Annotated in this window: 20 protein-coding genes and 1 pseudogene; 14 read left to right on the top strand and 7 right to left on the bottom strand. The window is 70.5% G+C overall.

What is annotated here, in order from left to right; translation table 11 throughout:
• The first annotated feature begins 50 nt into the window (after positions 1-50).
• From ACIBG6_RS04845 to ACIBG6_RS04810, 8 genes are all read left to right on the top strand, one after another.
• A complete protein-coding gene (locus ACIBG6_RS04845; protein WP_399221063.1) occupies positions 51-1,523 on the top strand; it encodes an NUDIX domain-containing protein in 1,473 nt (490 codons plus the stop codon).
• A complete protein-coding gene (locus tag ACIBG6_RS04840) occupies positions 1,511-2,359 on the top strand; it encodes a class I SAM-dependent methyltransferase (RefSeq protein WP_399221061.1) in 849 nt (282 codons plus the stop codon). Before ACIBG6_RS04845 ends, ACIBG6_RS04840 begins: the two co-directional genes overlap by 13 nt.
• Positions 2,356-3,780 carry a phosphotransferase gene (locus tag ACIBG6_RS04835; protein WP_399221060.1) on the top strand — a complete coding sequence of 475 codons (1,425 nt, stop codon included), beginning with the start codon at positions 2,356-2,358 and terminating at the stop codon, positions 3,778-3,780. The genes ACIBG6_RS04840 and ACIBG6_RS04835 overlap by 4 nt, the downstream gene beginning before the upstream one ends.
• Positions 3,781-3,795: 15 nt before the next feature.
• A complete protein-coding gene (locus ACIBG6_RS04830) occupies positions 3,796-4,308 on the top strand; it encodes a GNAT family N-acetyltransferase (protein ID WP_399221059.1) in 513 nt (170 codons plus the stop codon).
• A 108-nt stretch (positions 4,309-4,416) separates the two neighbouring features.
• The gene (fxlM, locus tag ACIBG6_RS04825) at positions 4,417-6,789 is read left to right on the top strand and encodes a methyltransferase, FxLD system (RefSeq protein WP_399221058.1); all 2,373 of its coding nucleotides are present in this window, start codon (positions 4,417-4,419) and stop codon (positions 6,787-6,789) included.
• A 220-nt stretch (positions 6,790-7,009) separates the two neighbouring features.
• Positions 7,010-7,357, top strand: a complete 348-nt coding sequence (locus ACIBG6_RS04820; protein WP_399221057.1) for a MazG-like family protein — start codon at positions 7,010-7,012, stop codon at positions 7,355-7,357.
• A 180-nt stretch (positions 7,358-7,537) separates the two neighbouring features.
• Positions 7,538-8,590 (top strand): NUDIX domain-containing protein, encoded by a 1,053-nt coding sequence (locus ACIBG6_RS04815; protein WP_399221056.1) that lies wholly within the window; start codon positions 7,538-7,540, stop codon positions 8,588-8,590.
• A gap of 281 nt (positions 8,591-8,871) precedes the next feature.
• Positions 8,872-9,039, top strand: a complete 168-nt coding sequence (locus ACIBG6_RS04810) for a hypothetical protein (protein WP_399221055.1) — start codon at positions 8,872-8,874, stop codon at positions 9,037-9,039.
• Positions 9,040-9,138: 99 nt separating this feature from the next.
• On the opposite strand, the gene ACIBG6_RS04805 is transcribed toward ACIBG6_RS04810, so the two are convergent.
• Positions 9,139-9,957 carry an SDR family oxidoreductase gene (locus tag ACIBG6_RS04805; protein ID WP_399221054.1) on the bottom strand — a complete coding sequence of 273 codons (819 nt, stop codon included), beginning with the start codon at positions 9,955-9,957 and terminating at the stop codon, positions 9,139-9,141.
• A gap of 175 nt (positions 9,958-10,132) precedes the next feature.
• On the opposite strand from ACIBG6_RS04805, the gene ACIBG6_RS04800 reads away from it, so the two are divergent.
• From ACIBG6_RS04800 to ACIBG6_RS04785, 4 genes are all read left to right on the top strand, one after another.
• Positions 10,133-10,528 carry a DUF3592 domain-containing protein gene (locus tag ACIBG6_RS04800; RefSeq protein WP_399221052.1) on the top strand — a complete coding sequence of 132 codons (396 nt, stop codon included), beginning with the start codon at positions 10,133-10,135 and terminating at the stop codon, positions 10,526-10,528.
• A 186-nt stretch (positions 10,529-10,714) separates the two neighbouring features.
• Positions 10,715-10,867, top strand: coding sequence for a hypothetical protein (locus tag ACIBG6_RS04795; RefSeq protein ID WP_399221051.1), 153 nt, complete (start codon positions 10,715-10,717; stop codon positions 10,865-10,867).
• A 72-nt stretch (positions 10,868-10,939) separates the two neighbouring features.
• Positions 10,940-11,134, top strand: coding sequence for a hypothetical protein (locus ACIBG6_RS04790; RefSeq protein ID WP_399221049.1), 195 nt, complete (start codon positions 10,940-10,942; stop codon positions 11,132-11,134).
• Between the two features lie 395 nt (positions 11,135-11,529).
• On the top strand, positions 11,530-12,024 hold the full coding sequence (locus tag ACIBG6_RS04785) for an HIT family protein (protein ID WP_399221048.1): 495 nt from the start codon (positions 11,530-11,532) through the stop codon (positions 12,022-12,024).
• 11 nt (positions 12,025-12,035) lie between these two features.
• Here the strand turns inward: ACIBG6_RS04785 and ACIBG6_RS04780 are convergent, their stop codons facing one another.
• Positions 12,036-13,271: an MFS transporter gene (locus ACIBG6_RS04780; RefSeq protein ID WP_399221047.1), complete on the bottom strand. Its 1,236-nt coding sequence runs from the start codon at positions 13,269-13,271 to the stop codon at positions 12,036-12,038.
• 86 nt (positions 13,272-13,357) lie between these two features.
• Between ACIBG6_RS04780 and ACIBG6_RS04775 the strand changes: the two genes are divergently transcribed.
• The gene (locus tag ACIBG6_RS04775; protein WP_399221046.1) at positions 13,358-13,819 is read left to right on the top strand and encodes a winged helix-turn-helix transcriptional regulator; all 462 of its coding nucleotides are present in this window, start codon (positions 13,358-13,360) and stop codon (positions 13,817-13,819) included.
• A 23-nt stretch (positions 13,820-13,842) separates the two neighbouring features.
• Here the strand turns inward: ACIBG6_RS04775 and ACIBG6_RS04770 are convergent, their stop codons facing one another.
• The 3 genes and pseudogenes from ACIBG6_RS04770 to ACIBG6_RS04760 form a co-directional block, all read right to left on the bottom strand.
• The gene (locus tag ACIBG6_RS04770) at positions 13,843-13,965 is read right to left on the bottom strand and encodes a hypothetical protein (protein WP_399221195.1); all 123 of its coding nucleotides are present in this window, start codon (positions 13,963-13,965) and stop codon (positions 13,843-13,845) included.
• Between the two features lie 56 nt (positions 13,966-14,021).
• A pseudogene (locus ACIBG6_RS04765) lies at positions 14,022-14,138 on the bottom strand (DUF6461 domain-containing protein); the annotation flags it as partial.
• 133 nt (positions 14,139-14,271) lie between these two features.
• Positions 14,272-14,862, bottom strand: coding sequence for a hypothetical protein (locus ACIBG6_RS04760; protein ID WP_399221045.1), 591 nt, complete (start codon positions 14,860-14,862; stop codon positions 14,272-14,274).
• A gap of 537 nt (positions 14,863-15,399) precedes the next feature.
• On the opposite strand from ACIBG6_RS04760, the gene ACIBG6_RS04755 reads away from it, so the two are divergent.
• Positions 15,400-15,936, top strand: a complete 537-nt coding sequence (locus tag ACIBG6_RS04755) for an NUDIX hydrolase family protein (protein WP_399221044.1) — start codon at positions 15,400-15,402, stop codon at positions 15,934-15,936.
• Positions 15,937-15,955: 19 nt separating this feature from the next.
• Here the strand turns inward: ACIBG6_RS04755 and ACIBG6_RS04750 are convergent, their stop codons facing one another.
• Both ACIBG6_RS04750 and ACIBG6_RS04745 read right to left on the bottom strand, forming a co-directional pair.
• Entirely contained in the window at positions 15,956-16,636 is a 681-nt protein-coding gene (locus tag ACIBG6_RS04750) for a class I SAM-dependent methyltransferase (protein WP_399221043.1), read from the bottom strand.
• A 186-nt stretch (positions 16,637-16,822) separates the two neighbouring features.
• Complete coding sequence (locus ACIBG6_RS04745) at positions 16,823-17,761, bottom strand: SDR family NAD(P)-dependent oxidoreductase (protein ID WP_399221042.1); 939 nt, start codon at positions 17,759-17,761, stop codon at positions 16,823-16,825.
• Positions 17,762-17,845 lie beyond the last annotated feature (84 nt).

Genomic DNA, 17,845 nt, shown 5'->3' with positions numbered 1-17,845 from the left:
CTGCTGACGGTCTTCCGTTGGGCCGCCCCCTGACCTCGTGAGGTTCTGACATGCCGCCGTCCCCCGTCGACATTCGTGCCCTGCTCACCGCCTACCTCGACCGGCACCCCGCCGAGCGCGGCGCCCTGGCCGGTCTGCTCGCCGCCCTGGACGCTCCCGGCGCCCCGACCAGCCGCACCACCCTGCCCGGGCACATCACGTGCAGCGTTGCGGTGATCAACCGCGACCGTCGGGTCCTGCACGTGCTGCACAGAGGCACCGGGCTGCTGCTCCTCCCGGGCGGCCACGTCGAGGCCGCCGATGAAACCCTGCTGGCCGCGGCCCTGCGCGAGGTCGCCGAGGCGGCCGGGATCCCGGCCGCCGCCCTTGCCCTCACGCCGGAGTTCCGGGACGGGCCGATCGACATCGACGCCCACGACATCGGCGCCCGCCCCGCCAGGGGCGAACCGGCTCACCAGCACTACGACTTCCGCTTCGTTCTCCACGTCGCGGACGACGCCCCTGACGTCACCCTCCAGGCCGAGGAAGTCGACGACGCGGCCTGGCTCCCCTTCGACGAGGTCTCCTCCCCCACTCTCCGCGCCAAGCTCATCGCCTCCGGGTTGACCGGCGTGGTCAGGCCGGTGAGCGCCTCCGCGGTCATCCACGACGGCCACGGCCGCTACCTCCTGCATCTCAGGGACGCGAACGAACCGATCTGGGCCCCGGGCACGTGGGACCTGCTCGGGGGCGGCCGAGAGCCACAGGACAGCACTCTCCGCGACACGGTCATCCGCGAGGTACGCGAGGAAGCCGGCCTGGACCTGGCCGACCTGACGTCGTACGCGGTCGACCACGTCATCGGCACCGACGGAACCCGGGTATCGATCAAGCTGTTCACCGGCCTCTGGCGCGGCGACCCGTCCGCTCTGTCTCTGGCCGAGGGCGTAATGGTCGCCTGGGTCCGCCCCGAGAAATTCCCCTTCCTGACCATGGTGCCGTCGACCAGGAAGCTCCTCGAACGACACGCCGCCGAGCACCCCGCCCCCGCTGCCGGCGCCGGCGCCGCAGTGGGTACGCGCGCGCCGGCGACGTCCCCGCCCGGGACCGTGCCGAACATCATCGGCGTCCACCTCTACCTGGAGCGCGACGGCAAAGTCCTGCTGGGCCGGCGGCATCCGGATTCGGCGTACGCGGGTGGAGCGTGGCATGCGCTGGCGGGCCATCTGGAGGCGGAATCCGCGACGGCGGGCCTGGTCCGGGAGGCGTTCGAGGAGGCCGGGCTTGTCATCGACCCGGCCGACCTCGACCTCGTCCACACCGTGCACCTGGTGGACCGGCCCGGGGGCCGGCCCCGTATCGGATTCTTCTTCCGGCCCCGCCAGTGGGAGGGCGTACCTCAGGTGCGTGAGCCGGAGAAGTGCGTCGGCTGGCAGTGGCACGGCGTCAAGGACTTGCCCGAGCCGATCGTCGCCTATACGCGCGCCGCGATCGAAGGCATCCAGGCCGGCCGCGTCTACACGGAGTTGGGGTGGGCGCGTTGACGGACTTCGCCGCCGTAGGCGCCTCGTACGCCGCTCACTCCCGCACGGCGCGGGGCCGCCTGCGTCACGACCTCGTCGAACTCCGCCTCCGGGCCGAACTGCGCGCCGGACCCGTGCGCGTGCTGGACGCCGGCTGTGGCGACGGTGAGATGACGATCCGGCTCGCCGCGGCCGGACACCACGTGACCGCGGCCGATCCGTCGGCCGAGATGCTCGCCGTCGCGGCCCGGCGTCTGGCCTCCCGACCCGAACTCGCCGAGCGGGTCCGGCTTCTCGAAGCCCGCATCGACGACCTGCCCTTCGGCCGGGAGGCGTTCGACGCGGTGTGCTGCCACGGCGTTCTGATGTACCTGGACGAATCATCGGGTGCGGTCGCCCGCCTGGCCGGTCTGGTCGCACCGGGCGGACTGCTGAGCGTGCTCACGAAGAACCGGGCCGCCCTCGGCGTCCGCGAGGCCCTGCGCGGCGAGTACCCGCTGGCGCGCCGGCTCATCGAGAACGGCTCCGACACGAGCGTCGGCAACCTCGGTCTGGCAACACGAGGAGACACAGCCGAAGGCCTCGACCGGCTCGCGACCCGGAACGGCCTGACGCCCCTGCCGTGGCAGGGCATCCGCGTCTTCCACGACCACCGCGACGACGACTGGGACCCGGGTCCAGACGAGTACGCGCAGGCGCTGGAGACGGAGTGGGCCGCCTCGACACGGGATCCCTACCGACAGCTCGGACGTCTCGTGCACGCGCTGGCCCGCCGCCGACCCGACGACCCGCCCACACACCGGCCCCCGAAGTCGAAGCCGAAGCCGGGGACGCGGCCAACGGAAGGAGAGCTGTGAGCCTGCTCAGCGGCGGAGGGCGGCACACGGTGCCACTGGACGTGCACCTGATCGCGATCCGCGACGGATCGGCGGGTCCGGAGGTGCTGTTGTCCCGCCGCGCCGGTGCCGTCTACGCGGCCGGCCTGTGGCACGCCGTCTCCGGACATGTCGACCACGCGCACGAGGACGTCGTCACCGCCCTCGTACGGGAGACACGCGAGGAGACGGGCCTTGTGGTGGATCCGGCGGACGTCCGTGCGGCACTGACCGTGCACCATCGCCCTCCGGCCGGGGGTAAGGGGCCGAGGGTCGGGTTCTTCTTCGAGGTCCGCCGTTGGCAGGGCACGCCGAGGGTCATGGAACCGGAGAAGTGCGACGCCATGGGCTGGTTCCCGCTCGACGCGCTGCCGGAGCCGATGGTCGCGTACTGCCGGGCCGGACTCGACGCCTACCGGGCCGGGGCCCGGATCGCGCTCCATTTCCAGGAGCCCGACGACCCGATCTCCTACGACCCGGAGGCCGACAGACTCCACATCGTCCCTGCCTCGCACGCCACTGCTCAGCAACCCGAAGACCGAGTACGGGACTTCGCCGAGCGGGCGGTGGGCCGGATCACCGACTGGACCGACGTGTCCTGGGCCCGGGAGAACAGCCGGGTGTGGCGGGCCCACGGCGCGGCGGGCGGTGTCTGGTTCGTCAAGGTCCATCAGAACGACAGGTTCCACGCCCGGGAGACCCGCGCCCTGCGGAGCTGGGTTCCAGGGCTGGGTGCTGCCGGACCCCGGCTCGTCGCCGCTGATCCGGAGCTGCGGGCGGCCGTGCTGACCGCCGTCGACGGCAGGTCGCTGCACGGGGCGGTACTGGCGCCGGACGAGGAGCGCGAGGTGTTCCGGGCGATCGGCGAGCTCGCGGCCCGCATCCACGCCTGCGCCCTGCCCCCGACCGAACCCACGGCCGCACCGACCGACCCGTACGCCAAGCTCGAACGCCACCTGGAAGCCGCACGACCTCATCTGGAGCCCGGCGACGAGGAGTACGTGCGGTGGGTCGCGGAACACGCCAGGCTCCTCCCGCCGCTCGAAGCGGTGGTGACCCACGGCGACCTCCAGCTTCGTAACCTCCTCCTCGCCGGCGACGGCACCCTCCGCGTCATCGACTTCGAACGCAGCGAACCGCAGCCCGCCGTACGGGACTTCGTACGACTGATCGACACCTTGGGCATCCGGGACGACCTCTTCGAGGCATTCTTCAACGGCTACGGCCGACCCCTCACTGAGGTCGAGGAGGCGCAGCTCGCCGCCGTCGCGGTCCTGGACGCGGTGTCCGGCATCGGCTTCGGGTCGAGGCTCGGTGATCCGGAGCTCGTCGAGCGTGGACGCCGCACCCTCGCCCGCCGCAACGACACGACCCGCCCCCATCCTCTCCCCCCCCAGTCATGAAGGAGGTAATTCACGATGACTCCCACCACAGACACGCCTGCCGGAGCGGCGCCTTCCCCACGGTTGGCCACCCCGGACGACGCCGGTGAAATCATCCGGATGCGCTCGGACTTCATCCTGTCGGAGCCTCTCGACAAGGAGTGGCTCGGCCGCTGCCGCGATCACCTCGCCTCGCGGCTGGAGCCCGGGGGCGATGCACGCTCCTACGTCGTCGACGCGCCGTCCGGTGGACTCGTCTCGTGCGCGCTCGGCCTCATCCACCCCGTCCTGCCGGCACCGAAGTACCCGAAGGGGCTCGCCGGTCGGATCCACGCGGTGGCGACCGATCCCTCCTACCGCCGCCGCGGCCATGCCCGAGCGGTGCTGACCGCCCTCCTGGCGCACCTGGAGCGGGACGGGGTCACGCTCTACGAGCTGCACGCGAGCGCGGAGGCGGCGCCGCTGTACGAGGAGTTCGGGTTCGCGAGCGACGCGGCGCTGATGCGGATGACGAAGATCCGCATGCCGTCGGCTGAGGAATCCTCCTGAGCCGGCCGTGGTCAGCGGTCACCTGCTGGGCGTGCCGACCGGGCTCCGGGGCGTGGGCGAAGCCTCGCGTGAACGGATTCGACACACCGTCAGACAAGGAGAGGCTTCTTGGAGTACGTCGATCGATCCCAGTGGATTCGGCACTACGCCGAAGGCAGGGGGTTCCGGCCGCTCGGTTGCAGCGAGCAGGCGCTGCTCGCCGCGCACACTCCTCCACCGGATGGCGGCGGGCAGGCGCTGGAGGTGGGGTGCGGGACGGGCGCCCTCTCGCTCTACCTCGCCTCTCTCGGCTATGAGGTGGACGCGGTCGACTTCGCCGACAGTGCGCTCGCCCGCGCCCAGGAAGAGCGTCCGGACACCGCGGGGGTGCGGTGGATCTGCAGCGACGTCGAGCGTGACGATCCGGTGGACCTGCGCGAGGACGGGTACGACCTGGTCGTCCTGCGCCTGGTGGTGCCGTTCTTCTCGGACCGCACCCGGGTCCTCCACGCTCTCGGTGAACGGCTTCGGCCCGGCGGCGCGCTGGTGGTCATCACCCCTACCGCCGACGCAACGCCTGATGCGCGGCGTGGCATCGCGCTCGACGAGGCCGAGATCGCCCTGATCACCGACGGCTGGGAGACCTGCGAGCGTCGGGACGCGGGCGGCCTTGCCTTTCTCGTCCTACGCGGACCCTGTCATCGCAGCATCCACGCGGTGGAGCGGCAAGGTCCTCCGTCCGGGCCTGCGGTGAGCGCGGCTCTGGCCGTGGTCACCGACGCGGCCGGGCGCGTCCTCCTCGGCTACTCGCGGCGTGGGATGGCTGAGCTCCCGGGTGGGAAGACAGACGGCGGGGAGTCGTTCGAGGCTGCCGCGGTCCGCGAGCTCGCCGAGGAGACCGGGCTCGTCGCCCGCGCCGAGGACGCCCACGTGGTGACGATGCTTGCCGACGACAGCCATGGCGTTCCCCGGCTGACCGCTGTCGTGCGCATCACCGGCTGGACCGGGACGCTCACCAACCCCGAGCCGGACAAGTTCGTCCGGTGGGAGTTCCACGACCTGCACGCCCTCCCCTGCCTCGGCGACGTCTTCACCCCGGCTGCCCAGGCGCTGGACGCGGTCTGGCCCGGGATCATCCCCGGCCTGCCGCCGGTCCACGCGTACCCGCTCGGCACCGTCCAGCCGCCGGTTCCGGGCGAGCCCGCCGAAGCCGTCCGGCGCCGTCACGCCATGGCCGACAGGGTGATCGCCGGCGGCTGGGCCCCTTCCCCCGCCGTACAGGAGGCGCTGCGGTCGGTTCCCCGCCATCGCTTCGCCCCCGAGCAGGACCTGAGGTCCGCGTACGACGGTGATCTCGCCGTCGTCACCCATCGTAACGAGGCCGGGCGCGCGACGAGTTCGGTGTCCGCAGCATGGCTGCAGGCCGACATGATCGAGGGCCTCGACCTCGAGCCCGGTGCGCTCGTGTGGGAGGCGGGCTCCGGTGGATACAACGCCGAACTGCTCGCCCAGGTCGTCGGCCCGAGTGGCCGGGTGGTCTCGAGCGACATCGACGAGTACGTCGTACGCCGCGCTCGCAGGTTCCTCGTGGAGGCCGGCAGCGGACGCGTCGCCGTCTTCCGCGGCGACGCCGCTCTGGGCGTGCCCGCGCACTTGGCCCCGCGCGGCGGCTTCGACGCGATCGTGATCACGTACAACTGCTGGGATGTGGCCCCGCCGTGGCGCGAGCTGCTTGCCGAAGGTGGCCGCCTCGTCCTGCCGCTGGAGATCGGGGGTTACACCCGGGCGATCACCTTCCAGCGGGACGGCGACGTGCTGGTCGCCCGGAGGTTCACGCACTGCGGGTTCGTCCCCGCCCAGGGCGCGCACGCCCGAACCACCCCTGTTGCCGATCTCCTGGGCGGACAGCTGCAGATCCGTTTCGAGGACGGACGGCCCCGTCCCGTCGACGGGCTGGAGGTGGCGTTGCGCGGACCGCGGTGTGAGGTCGCTACCGGGGTCACCATGGGACCTGGCGTGTATTTCGGCTCGCTCCAGCTGTACGCGGCCACGACGCTGCCCGGCTTCTGCCGTCTGACAGTTGCTGCCGGCGAGGACTCCTCCGTCGCGGGGATCGCGGCCGGGTCGGACGCTCCCGCGCTCCTGGGAGAAGGCGCTCTCGCCTACCTCACGCACGTCCGAAAGCGGGACGGCGCGACGTCGTCGGAGCGCGAATGGGAGTGGTTCGTATACGCCTTCGGAGACCAGGGCCCCGTCCTCGCAGAGCGGCTGAAGGAGACGGTCAGGTCCTGGGACCGGGACGTGCGCGGTCAGGCAGAGGGTGCCGTGCCTGCCCTGACCGTATACCCGACCACAACGCCCGCTCACTGCCTGCCGCCCGGCGCCGATGTCGTGGACAAGGCTCATTGCCGCATGGTGGTCCAGTGGCCCGGGCGTGACGGACCGCAGCCCTCTCCCGTTGAACGGGGTGAAGCTCGCGTCGATTCCGGGGAGGGCCAGTGACGGTCGAACGCGCGCAGTTCAGGGCGGCGCCCGCGGCTCCGTCGGCGCGCGCCGGCCCGTCCCTATCTGCGCGTCTGGTCCGGAATCACCCTCGCTCCCTCGCCCGGACCGTACATGGCGGCGGGCAGGGCGAGCCGCCACGCGCAGGTGCGCCGACACGCCACCGCCGGACGCCCACCCATCACCTGACCTGTACCGACTCACTTGAGGAACCTTGCCGATGGAAACCGACCCGTGGGGCACGATCAACGATCTCGCCCGCCTGTTCAACCAGTTCGACGCCGAACACGACATCTCGGACGAGGAGCAGTGGACCCTGCAGGTCCTCAAGATGTCGGAGGAAGTCGGGGAGGCGGCCCAGGCCGTCATCGGCGCCCGTGGCACCAATCCGAGGAAGGAGCCGACCCATGCCTGGCAGGACGTGCACAAGGAAGTCGGGGATGCGGCGATCGCCTGTCTGGTCGCTCTGGCCCGGATGCGCCCCGACGCCGACGTCTTCCTCACGCGGCTGCTGGAGGAGAAGGCCGCGGGCTTCCTCCCCACCGAACGCGACACCGACCACGCGTAGTCACCGCACAACAGGCCTCACGTCTGCAAGGACGATCCGTTCGCCGTGAACCCCATCCCTCCCCTCACTGTTGGGAGTGTTCATGCATCGGACGACGAGTCGCTGCTCGCCGGCGAGACGGCAAGCGATCGGAGAGATATGAATGCGACCGGTACCTCTGACGAGCAGCCAGGGCCGTCGATGACCGACGAGGAGTACGGGGTCCTGCGCGCCACGGCGGCCCTGTGGGCCGGGACCTCGGTGCTGATCACCGATGGACGGGGAAGGGTGCTGGTCCAACGCGTCGACTACCGCGACACCTTTCTCCTGCCGGGTGGCGCCGTCGACAAGGGCGAGTCCCCCTCGCAGGCCGCCGCCCGCGAACTGGAGGAGGAGCTCGGCGTCACCACGACCGTCGATCGCGGTCTCGCTGTCGACTGGGTCTCCGCGAGCGCGGTCGACGCGCCGCCGGTCATGCGATTCAACGGCGAGGTCCTGCACGTCTACGACGGCGGGACGTGGGACGACGACCAGATCGCGGCCATCCGGCTCCCCACCCACGAGATCGAGGCCGTCGAGTTCGCCGAGCCCGCCCGCCTATCCGACCTCATGTCCCCCAGCGACGCGCGCCGCGCCCTTTCCGCGCTCCGCGCCCGCGTCAACGCCGCGGGCACCGTGCTCCTGGAGAACGGCCGCCCGATCGCCCCTACCGTCCTCGACACCGCCGGGATCCTGCGCACCGCCCGGGCTCTCCATCACTACCCCTTCCACCCCTCCCCCGCCCCGGGCGGTCTCCCGGTCCGGCAGTCCTGGGGCTACTTGCTCGCCCCGGACGGCCGCGTCGTCGTGCTTCTCGACCCCGCCACCGGCGCCGCGTGCCTCCCTGGCGGCAGACCCGAATCCGGCGACCACGGCGACCCCGTGGCCACGCTGCGCCGTGAGTCGCGCAAGGAGGCGAACACCGAGTTCGGCGATCCGCTGTTTCTCGGGTACCTCTCAGACCCGGACGAGCCGTGCGCCCGCGTCCGCTTCGCCGCCGCCCTCACGAGCGTCGGCTCGGCCACAGCCGATCCGTCCACCGGTCGCGCGTACACCCGGATCCTGGCCACGCCGGAACAGGCCTTGGAGCTCTTCGACTGGGGTCCGCCGGCCACCGCACAGCTCGCCGCAGTACACCGGGCCCGCGAGCGACTCGGCATCCCCAAGGCCGCCCGCCAGGCCGTCACCGAGCTCACCGTCCCGACCACCTGGTAGCCCCCCCCACCCCGGTCCCATGGCCGGGCCGCCACCTGCGTCGAATCGAGGATCCACATGCTCAGCCCGGCCCACGACCTACCGGCCGATGGCACCTCCGAGCCTCCGGAGCCGGTCCGGGAGGGGCATTGCCCATGCGGAAACCTGACCTACCAGGTGAGCGGTGACCCGATCGATCCGCACCTGTGTTCGTGTGCGCACGAAACGCGGATCTCCGGCGGGCCCGCCGTGCCTATCCCACGCTCCATCGGGGCTTCTGCCCGCGCTGCGGAACGCACCTCGTGTCCACCGCCGACGACTCGGATCTGATCATGGTGACCGGGTTCAGCCTCACCGACCAGCGCGGCATCGAACCGGTGGGGCATTCGTACCGCGAGAGCGCCGCGCCCTGGATGACCGTGGCCCTCGCGCCGGACCCGACGCACGGATGCCCGGCGCCTCGGCCGTGACTCTCGGGGCGACCGGCCCACCCGTGACCGGTTGGTGGTGCGTTGAGCTCCGACGGCGTACCGGTACCGGCCCCTGCGTCGGCCCCGGTCTCTGCTGCCTCAATCCAAGAACTCGCGGGCGCCACGCAGCCGGGTAGCGAGCTTCAGCTGGGTGACGCGGCTGTCGAGACGCACGTCAAGCCCGCCGATCAGACCTGCGGCTGAACGCCGGCCCGTTGGCAAGCGGGTGGCGTCGATGCCGTCCCGCCGTGCGATGAGTACGCCTATGTCATGCCGTGAAACGGCATCCGACCCGGCGAGATGGAAGGTGCCGGCCATGTCGGACCGCGCGACTTCCCACAGGGCTGCGGCTAGGTCCTCGACGTGGACTGGGCAACGGATGTCGTCGGTGAACAGGACACCCTCCCGTTCGCCGGAGGCCAGTTCGTGCACCATGCGCTCGTGCGAGGACCGGCCGTCGCCGAGGATGAGTGAGGTCCGGGCGACCGCCGCGTCAGCGCAGAGGAGACGCACGGTGGTCTCGGCGGCGGCCTTCGCGGCGCCGTACGGGGTGACCGGGTCCGGAAGGCAGGTCTCGTCGTAGTGGTGGCGGCTGCCGGAGAAGACGGCGTCACTGGAGACGTGAACCAGACGGATGCCCCGCCGGGTGGCGGCCAGCGCGAGACGGATGCTGCCTTCAGCGGTCACCGCCCAGTCGGCGTTTCCGCTCGTGGCGTTGATCACGGCGCTCGGTGTCACCACGTCGAGCACCTCCTCCACACGGACGGGATCCCTGAGGTCGAGGTGGTGCCACGCCGGATCGGCAGGAGTGCTGGGGTGGGAGTTGTACGTCGCGGCCGCGTCCCAGCCCGAGTATCGCGCCTGGCGCACGAGCTCGGCGCCCAGGAACCCGCTGCCGCCGACGATCAGCACAGTCATGACGCCCCACGTTAGCTACAGGAACCACCTTATGTGGCTGCTGTTGAGCTCGCCGGGCCTCGGCGCAGCGGCCTATGGGGTGTCTGACAAATGATCACCTGGCTGGTTCGCGGAGCCAGGGGATCAGCGAGACCAGGACTCATCGGTGCGGAGGCATCGCCTCTACGCTGGCCCTATGGGGGATCTGATCGCGATGTGGCTGGTCACCGTCGTCGGCGTCACCGGGTGTGTGGTGGGGGTGCTGTGGATACGGTCCGGGATCGGCTTCAAGCGCCGGGGCATACGCATCGACGCGGAGGTCATCGGAGTGCGGGAGCACGAGGACGGTGACGGCGACGTGCACTTCTTCCCGGTCGTCCGCTTCACACCCCCGGGCGGCACCACGGTCCAAGGCGAGTCGCACGCCCGCATCAACGAGTACACGCCCCCGAACACCATCAGCGTGTTCTACGACCCCCTCGATCCCGAGACCTTCGGCGAGGACCCCGGCATCGGGATCTTCGGCGGCCTCATCCTGCTGGCCTTCTCCGGCCCCCCGGCCGTCATTGGCCTGTGGTGCCACCTCCGCTGACCCCGGACCCGTCCCGTTTCACCGTGGACTCAGGCAGTCTCCGGCTGCCAAGACCTGTCTCGTACCCAGGTCGCGATCAGGACCCGTTGACTAGTTCATGAAACGTAATGAACCTGCCATCTTCGCCGAGCACCCCGACACTACGCCCCGGGCCAGGGGCATCACCGAAGAACCCCGCTCGCCCCCATGAGCCCCTACGCACGCACGAAGGCGCACTTCGAGAGCGCTCTGGAGAACACGACCGCCGGTACGGACCTGCGGGCGGTGTCCTTGCGTAGGCCCCGGCGTTGCCGCCCGGCCTGCGCGCGGCGACCGTGGTGGGCAGCGGCTTGCCGGTGACGTTCTCGAAGGCGTTGATCAGTTCGAGCACGGTGGTGCCAGTTTGCCGGTGACGGGGTACGGCTCGCCGGCGTGGTACTTGTCGATCATCACGCCAAGCGCATGGGGCGGGCGGCGCACCTGGAGGCCCGTCCGGCCTTCGACCCCGACATCGCGCTCGCCGCGCATCTGCTGGGATGGAAGCCGTCCCTGACCGTCGAGGAGGGCATTGCCCACGCCCTGGCCTGGTACGAACGTCGCGACACAGTCCTGCAGCGGCGTCCTTGAGTGCTCCGTCGACTGTTCCCTGCGCTCGCGGACCCGTCAGTCTGGTCCACGGCCGGGAGGGCGGCCAGAGGGGCGTGTGTCAGTGGTCGCCCGTAGGGTTAGTGCATGTCATCGCCTACCGCTGTCACTCTTCTTGCACTCGAAGCGTCCTGGATCAACGCCAGGATTCGGGAACTGATGGACGAGCCGTGCAGCGACGAGCGCGCGGCCGAGTACCGGCGGCTGCTCGCGCTGTGGGACGAGGCGACCAGTCAGGTTTCCGGTGGGCGTAACCCGGAGTTCGTGACCGCGGCTTGAGTCTCCGTCGTGGTGCTTGTCAGTTGTGTGGTGAGAGCTGGCTATGGGCGGTTAGTTGTTCGGCGACGCTGCCCGTGTCGTGCCCTATGGAGAGTCGAGTGAAGCAGCCCCGCCGCAGGCCCCTGGATCTGTCCGCATACGAGGAGCGGACCCGTCGCGGGCCGTGCTTCGTCTGTGCCTTTCTTGACGGGCACCCCGGCTACGAGCACGAGCTGATCTATGAGGACGCCGACCACGTGGCGTTCCTCGACCGCTGGCCCACCCTTCCGGGCAAGGTCCTGGTCGCCCCCAGGGAGCATGTCGAGCACGTCGTCAGCGGATTCTCCGAGGACGGCTACATCCGGATGATGGGTGTGGTCCGTCGGATCGCCCTGGCCGTGGAGAGCGTGTTCGCCACCGAGCGAATCTATCTCCTCTCCCTCGGTGCGAAGGAGGGCAACTCCCATGTGCACTGGCACGTCGCCGCGTTGCCGCCAGGGGTGCCCTACGAGCAGCAGCAGTTCCACAGTCTGATGTCGGAGAACGGGGTGCTCGACGTCCCTCCGGCCGATGCGGGGCGCATCGCTGCGGAGCTCCGAGCGGCACTTGCCTGACCGATCGAGCGTCAGAGGCTGCGCCTCCTGGCAGTCGTCATGGTCTGAGGTTGGCCGCCGGGACCGTCGCGCCTCGGGTCGGAGGTGCGCGCTGCTGCGGGCTTGGTGATCGTGGTCGCCCAGATCGCCAGGGCGCAGGCTGCGAATCCGGCGCCGAGGAGGCTGGAGCCTGACCAGCCGTGGGTGGTGAAGATGGTGGTGGTCGCGGCTGCGCCGAGGGCGGAGCCCAGCGAGTAGAAGACCATGTAGCTGCCGATGACGCTGCTGACGCGGTGCGGATGTGTCGCGGTGAGCAGGTGCTGGTTGCTCACGTGCACGGCCTGGACCGCGAAGTCGAGGACCACGATGCCGAGGGCGAGGAGCCATAGCGACCGCGGTAGCTGGGCTATCGCCGCCCATGAGAGGATGAGCAGGGTGAGGGCCACTCCGGTGACCGGGACGGTCCGTCCCGCGTCCGCCCACCGTCCCGCGCGTACCGCGCCGAGTGCGCCGGCGAGTCCGGCGATGCCGAACAGTCCGATCTGGCTCTCGCTCAGCTTCCATGGTGCGTCCGCCAGCGGCAGGGCCAGTCCGCTCCAGAGGGTTCCGAACGATGCGAAGAGGAAGAACGCGATGAGTCCGCGTGTCAGGAACGCGTGCTCTCTGAACAGTTCGGTTTGTGAGGCGACGGCGCGGCTGTACCTCGCGGGCGGGTTGGGGTGCCGCTCCGGCGGGAGCGCGGCGAGGACGAGGGCGGCGAGTCCGAGCGAGAGCGCGGCGAGCAGGGCGTAGACGCTTCGCCAGCCCCAGAGTTCGGCGAGTGCGCCGGTGACGGCCCGCGCTCCGAGGATGCCGACCACGACGCCTGAGGTCACGATGCCGATGTTCCGTCCGCGTTCGGCGGGCGGTGAGGCCGATGCGGCATAGGCCACCGTGGTCTGCACCACGACCGCGAACACCCCGGCCGTCGCGAGCCCCGCGAACGCCGCCCATGCGGTGGACGCCGAGGCCGTCATGCCCATGCCCGCCGCGGTGATCGCCAGGTGCGCGGCGATGAGCCGGCGCCTGTCTGCGACGTCACCGAGCGGCACCAGCAGGAGAAGGCCTGCCAGGTAGCCGAGCTGGCCGGTCGCGACGATCCACCCGGTGAGGTGCGGCGGGACACCGAGGTCGCGCCCCATCGGTTCCAGGATCGGCTGGGCGGCGTAGACGCTCGCCACAGCGACACCGCACACCACCGCCAGCAGGAGCCGTCGCCATGCGTTCATTGCACCCAACCTTAATCAGTAGCGAATTGCAACCGATTTGACCGTAAGGCATGATGGTTTCAATTCGCAACTCATTGGGAGGTGTCATGCCGCGCAGCACAGCGCATGCCCCGGAAGCCGACTGGACCGACCCCGACTGCCCCGTCGCTCGCACGCTCGACCTCGTCGGCGACAGGTGGAGCCTTCTCGTCATCCGAGACGCGATGGACGGGGCACGGTCGTTCACCGAGTTCCAGCGACGGACCGGCATCGCCCGCAACATCCTCACCGACCGCCTCCGCAAGCTCACCGCTCACGGGCTCCTCGCCCAGCGCACCGCGCCATCGGGCCGTCGCCAGGAGTACGTGCTCACCGATGCCGGGCGCGCCCTCTTCCCCGTCATCGTCACCCTGCGGCAGTGGGGGGAACGGCACGCCTTCTCCCCCGGCGAGGCACATTCCGTCCTCGTCGACGAGCACGGCACCCCTGTGCCGGAGCTTTCACCGGCCGGCGCCGACGGCAGTCCCCTCGACGCCGACACCACCCATGTGCGGAAGGTCCCCCAGTAGACGGAGTGCGGGCCTGCTCGACGTCAGGAGGTGGGGGACGAGGGGGCGCAGATGACTTCCTTGTAGAGGCGTTCCCCGTGGGCGTCCGTGATGTCGATGACAGGGCCGGTGCCGCCCTCGGCCAGGTCGAAACCGACCTCGCGCAAACGGGGACCAGCTCGTCGGGGGTTCTGCCGTCCCTGGCTGTGGGCCATTCGAAAGCGGTCCGGAGCTCCCCGTCCTCGTACCAGGAGAACGGGTGGATGGGCTTGCCCCCGTTGCTGGAATGCGTCACGGCCCGCCCGACCCCGGACAGGGTCTCCAGGAAGTCCGGTCGCATCCCCACACCGCCGTCGGAGTGCAGGACGAGTGTCCAGTCCCCGCCCGCGCGGTCACCGAATCCATAGCCGGGTGTGTTGGACGAGGTCATGGGTTTCGGTTCGGGGCGCCGAGGCCGGTCCTCGCAACGAGTCTCACAACTGGTGTGTCCAGGCGATCACCAGCACGACCGCGACTGCGCACGACACCACTGTGGCGAGAACCGGACCCGGCCCGACCTTGCGGCCCCACATCCCGCCCGCCAGACGGCCATGCAGCCGGCTCAACTGCCACAGGGCACCCAGCCCGGCGGCCGCGAAGGGCAGGGCCACGATGAAGTGCACGGCCCATGCCCCTCCCATGGTCGGACCACCCCAGGAATGGTCGTACGGGCCCTGGTCGACCAGCGGATAGAGGACGCCGCGCAGCACGAAGAGGATCTCGACGCCCAACGGGACGAGCGCCAGCAGTCCGAGCGGTACACACAGCAGCGCATGGGCCAGCAGGCGCCCCGCGCCGGGCCGCCGGCTCGATGTCTGTGCGGCCAGGCCCTGTTCCGCGGCCCGGGCCCACCAGGCGGCTGCCCTGTCGGAACGCCCCGCCGCGACCGCGCCGACCGTCGCGACCGCTGCCGGGAGCAGGACCAGGGCGTACCCGACCCGGCGTGCGAGTCGCGTGGGGAAGGCGTCCGATCGCGGGGACTCGGTGACATCGTCGCCCGCGCGCCTCGATGCAAGGAACGGCATGATTTGCCCCCGTCTCCTGGTGATCGGCCCGCTGCCGACGACCGGAAGGGTAGGGGCGTGGTTCCGTCGACCACCTCACACTGCGGTGCCAAAACCGACCCCCTACCTCAGTAGGGGGTCAGCACGCGCTTCCGATCCACCTCGTCAGGCGTGCCGGCCGCACGGGGTCAGCGCCTGGGACGGGCGGCTTCACCCTTGGGCTTCAAGGAGACGATCAGGAACGAAACAGCGCTGGTCCCAGCCCAGCCAGGCAGCCCACGCCGCCACGGACACTCCCGCCAGCACCACCGCAGCCCACACCTGGAGATTCGATCTCTGCTGTCCTTTGCTCATGACCTCAGTGTTCCGGCCTGCCCGAACACGCGTCAGAGCTCGGATACTCAGTTCCCCCCGAGTAGGTAGGCCGTCGCACCTCGATGCTCCAGCACATCGACATCGACACGGCGCGCCCCCATCGGGCGCCCGAACTCCAGCTCCCACCCAACTGGCAGACACGCGATCTGGGCTGATGTGCCGCCAGGTAAGTATGATCAAGCGATGTCTGACATGACTGAGACCACGCCCGGCTGGCTGACCACGGACGAGCTGGAAACGGCCCGCTCCCAGATGCCGATCCTTTACGTCGAGGCCGTGCCCGTGCGCGTGGACGACAGCGGTGAGGTCACCAGCATCGGTCTGCTCCTGCGGATCGGCGCGGACGGAACCATCAGCCGGACCTTGGTGTCCGGCCGGGTGATGCAGCACGAGAGAGTCCGTGACGCGCTGCTACGCCACCTGGAGAAGGACCTCGGCCCCGTGGCGCTGCCGCGTGTGCCCGCCTCCCTGCAGCCCTTCACCGTCGCCGAGTACTTCCCCACGGCCGGCATCACGGCGTACCACGACCCTCGCCAGCACGCGGTGTCCCTGGCCTACATCGTGCCGGTGACCGGCGACTGCCGGCCCCGGCAGGACGCGCTGGACCTGGTCTGGTTCAGCCCGCAGGAGGCGGCCTCTCCGGCTGTGCAGAGCGATATGCCAGGCGGTCGCGGGGTACTCCTGAAGCAGGCCCTCGCGTACGTGGGACACACGTACTGAGATCAAGCCGTCGGACGGCTCAGCGCAGGCGGCGTGCGCGCAGCACCACGTCGTCGGTGTGGTGCGCGCCTGCGCCGCCCTCGGGTGCGACGCGTGGCCGCTGTTCGTCCACCTCCACCACCCAGTCGTCGCCGAGCAGGGCGGCGACCATCGAGGGCCAGACGTAGTCGGCAGGGTCGAAGCCGCTGTCGTCCGCTTGCTGGGTGTCCATCCCCGCGTGGTGGACGAGCAGCAGCACGCCACCGGGCGCGACGGCGGCGATCAGGGCACGCTCGGCTGCGGCGTCGGAGGTCCGCAGCAGCGCCGGGTACTGAGCGGAGACCAGGTCGAAGGAGGCCGGCGGGAGCCCCGCGTCCGTCAGGGTGGCGTGGACCCAGCCCACGTCGACGCCCGCGTCCCGCGCGTGCCCGGCCGCCCGCTCCAGTGCCACACCGGAGACCTCGAGCGCGGTCACGTCCCAGCCGCCGCGCGCCAGCCAGACGGCGTCCGCGCCCTCCCCACACCCGACGTCGAGCACCCGTCCGGGTGCGAGATCGGCGATCTCGGCCACGAGTGCGCCGTTGGGCCGGCCACTCCACAGCTGGTGGCGATCGGCGTACCGGCTGTCCCATTCCGCCCGTACCACGGGGTCTCCGAGGTACCCGTCACCCGGCGAAGAGATGTCGGACGCGGGCGTTCCTGATGCGATGTCGTCGGTCATGAGCCCACCGTCGCCGATCGCTTCCCGATCCCGCCACTCCTGTTGCCGGACCGGCAAAGCGGTGCTCAGGGGGCCGGAGGGCTACGGGACCCAAGGCACCGCCCGGCGGGTCATGACGGTCATCCGGGCCGCATCGGTGTCCGCCGATGACCGCCGATGACCGCCGCAAGGGTCAAGGGCCCAACCTCAGGTACGGCTCGGCTGGATCATCTTCCGGCCCGTCGTGCTTCCGCCGTCCACGGTGACCGACGCACCCGTCATGTAGGGGAAGTCGTCGGACGCGAGCCCGAGCACCGCGCGCGCGATCTCCTCGGCATCGGCCATCCGTTCGAGACCGTCGACGTTGAGCGGCCCCCATGCCTGCTTGTACGTGGCCCAATCCGCGTCCGGGATTCCCGGCGGGCGGACGAAGGGGGTGTCGGTGGTGCCGGGCAGCAGGGCGTTGAGCCTGATTCCCTTGGGTCCGTACGCGAGCGCCGCGGCCTTCACTATTCCCTGCACCGCCCGCTTGCTCGCGGTGTATGCGGCACCGTTCGGCCGCGCCTGTTCGGCCGCTGACGACGAGGTGCAGATGATGACGCCGCGCTGCGCCCTGAGCATGTGCGGGATCTCGTACTTGATCGCGAGGAACACGCCTCGGGCGTTGGTGGCCTGGACGTCGTCCCACTCCTCGACGCTCATCTCGTGGGGTAGCTTGCCGCCGCCGATGCCGGCGTTGTTGAAGGCCACGTCGATGCCGCCGTAACGGCTCGCGACCCGGTCCACGAAGGTCTGCACCTGGGCGGCTATCCGGACATCGGCCTGGATGTACGTGGCTTCGCCGCCCGCGTCCCGGATCTCCCTTTCCACCTGGCGCCCCAAGTCGGCTCGCCTGCCACAGAATCCGACATGGGCACCCTCCCCGGCGAACGCCTTCGCCGCCGCCCTGCCGATGCCCGATGTGGCACCCGTGATGAGCACCGACTTCCCCGCGAAGCGGCCGGCCCCTTTGCGGGACCTGGACGGGGCGCCGGCCGCATGGGCGGTGGTGCCGAAGGCCGCGCTCGCCAGGCCCAGAGCAGCTGCACCACCGAGGACGGCCCGCCGCCCCGTCGCCTCGGACTTCGCGTTCGTGTCGGTACTCATATCCGTGGTCGCATTCGTTTCCATACCGAGCACACTGGCAGCCCGTACCGGGCACACGACTCCCTCCTCGGGCCGGACATCGCG

Origin of the sequence: Streptomyces sp. NPDC050842 (assembly GCF_044456565.1) — a bacterium.
In the GTDB taxonomy this organism is placed as follows: Bacteria; Actinomycetota; Actinomycetes; order Streptomycetales; family Streptomycetaceae; genus Streptomyces.
Note: the sequence above shows the minus strand (reverse complement) of the source record. Positions and strands in the feature narration are given on the sequence as shown.

Bases quoted from the DNA above. Each gene is read 5' to 3' on its own strand.
- ACIBG6_RS04755 (WP_399221044.1), top strand. From the start codon at position 15,400: ATGTCTGACATGACTGAGACCACGCCCGGCTGGCTGACCACGGACGAG.
- ACIBG6_RS04795 (WP_399221051.1), top strand. From the start codon at position 10,715: ATGAGCCCCTACGCACGCACGAAGGCGCACTTCGAGAGCGCTCTGGAG.
- ACIBG6_RS04780 (WP_399221047.1), bottom strand. From the start codon at position 13,271: ATGAACGCATGGCGACGGCTCCTGCTGGCGGTGGTGTGCGGTGTCGCT.
- ACIBG6_RS04805 (WP_399221054.1), bottom strand. From the start codon at position 9,957: ATGACTGTGCTGATCGTCGGCGGCAGCGGGTTCCTGGGCGCCGAGCTC.
- ACIBG6_RS04815 (WP_399221056.1), top strand. From the start codon at position 7,538: ATGACCGACGAGGAGTACGGGGTCCTGCGCGCCACGGCGGCCCTGTGG.
- ACIBG6_RS04820 (WP_399221057.1), top strand. From the start codon at position 7,010: ATGGAAACCGACCCGTGGGGCACGATCAACGATCTCGCCCGCCTGTTC.
- ACIBG6_RS04760 (WP_399221045.1), bottom strand. From the start codon at position 14,862: ATGCCGTTCCTTGCATCGAGGCGCGCGGGCGACGATGTCACCGAGTCC.
- ACIBG6_RS04775 (WP_399221046.1), top strand. From the start codon at position 13,358: ATGCCGCGCAGCACAGCGCATGCCCCGGAAGCCGACTGGACCGACCCC.
- ACIBG6_RS04800 (WP_399221052.1), top strand. From the start codon at position 10,133: ATGGGGGATCTGATCGCGATGTGGCTGGTCACCGTCGTCGGCGTCACC.
- ACIBG6_RS04750 (WP_399221043.1), bottom strand. From the start codon at position 16,636: ATGACCGACGACATCGCATCAGGAACGCCCGCGTCCGACATCTCTTCG.
- ACIBG6_RS04745 (WP_399221042.1), bottom strand. From the start codon at position 17,761: ATGAGTACCGACACGAACGCGAAGTCCGAGGCGACGGGGCGGCGGGCC.
- ACIBG6_RS04845 (WP_399221063.1), top strand. From the start codon at position 51: ATGCCGCCGTCCCCCGTCGACATTCGTGCCCTGCTCACCGCCTACCTC.
- ACIBG6_RS04830 (WP_399221059.1), top strand. From the start codon at position 3,796: ATGACTCCCACCACAGACACGCCTGCCGGAGCGGCGCCTTCCCCACGG.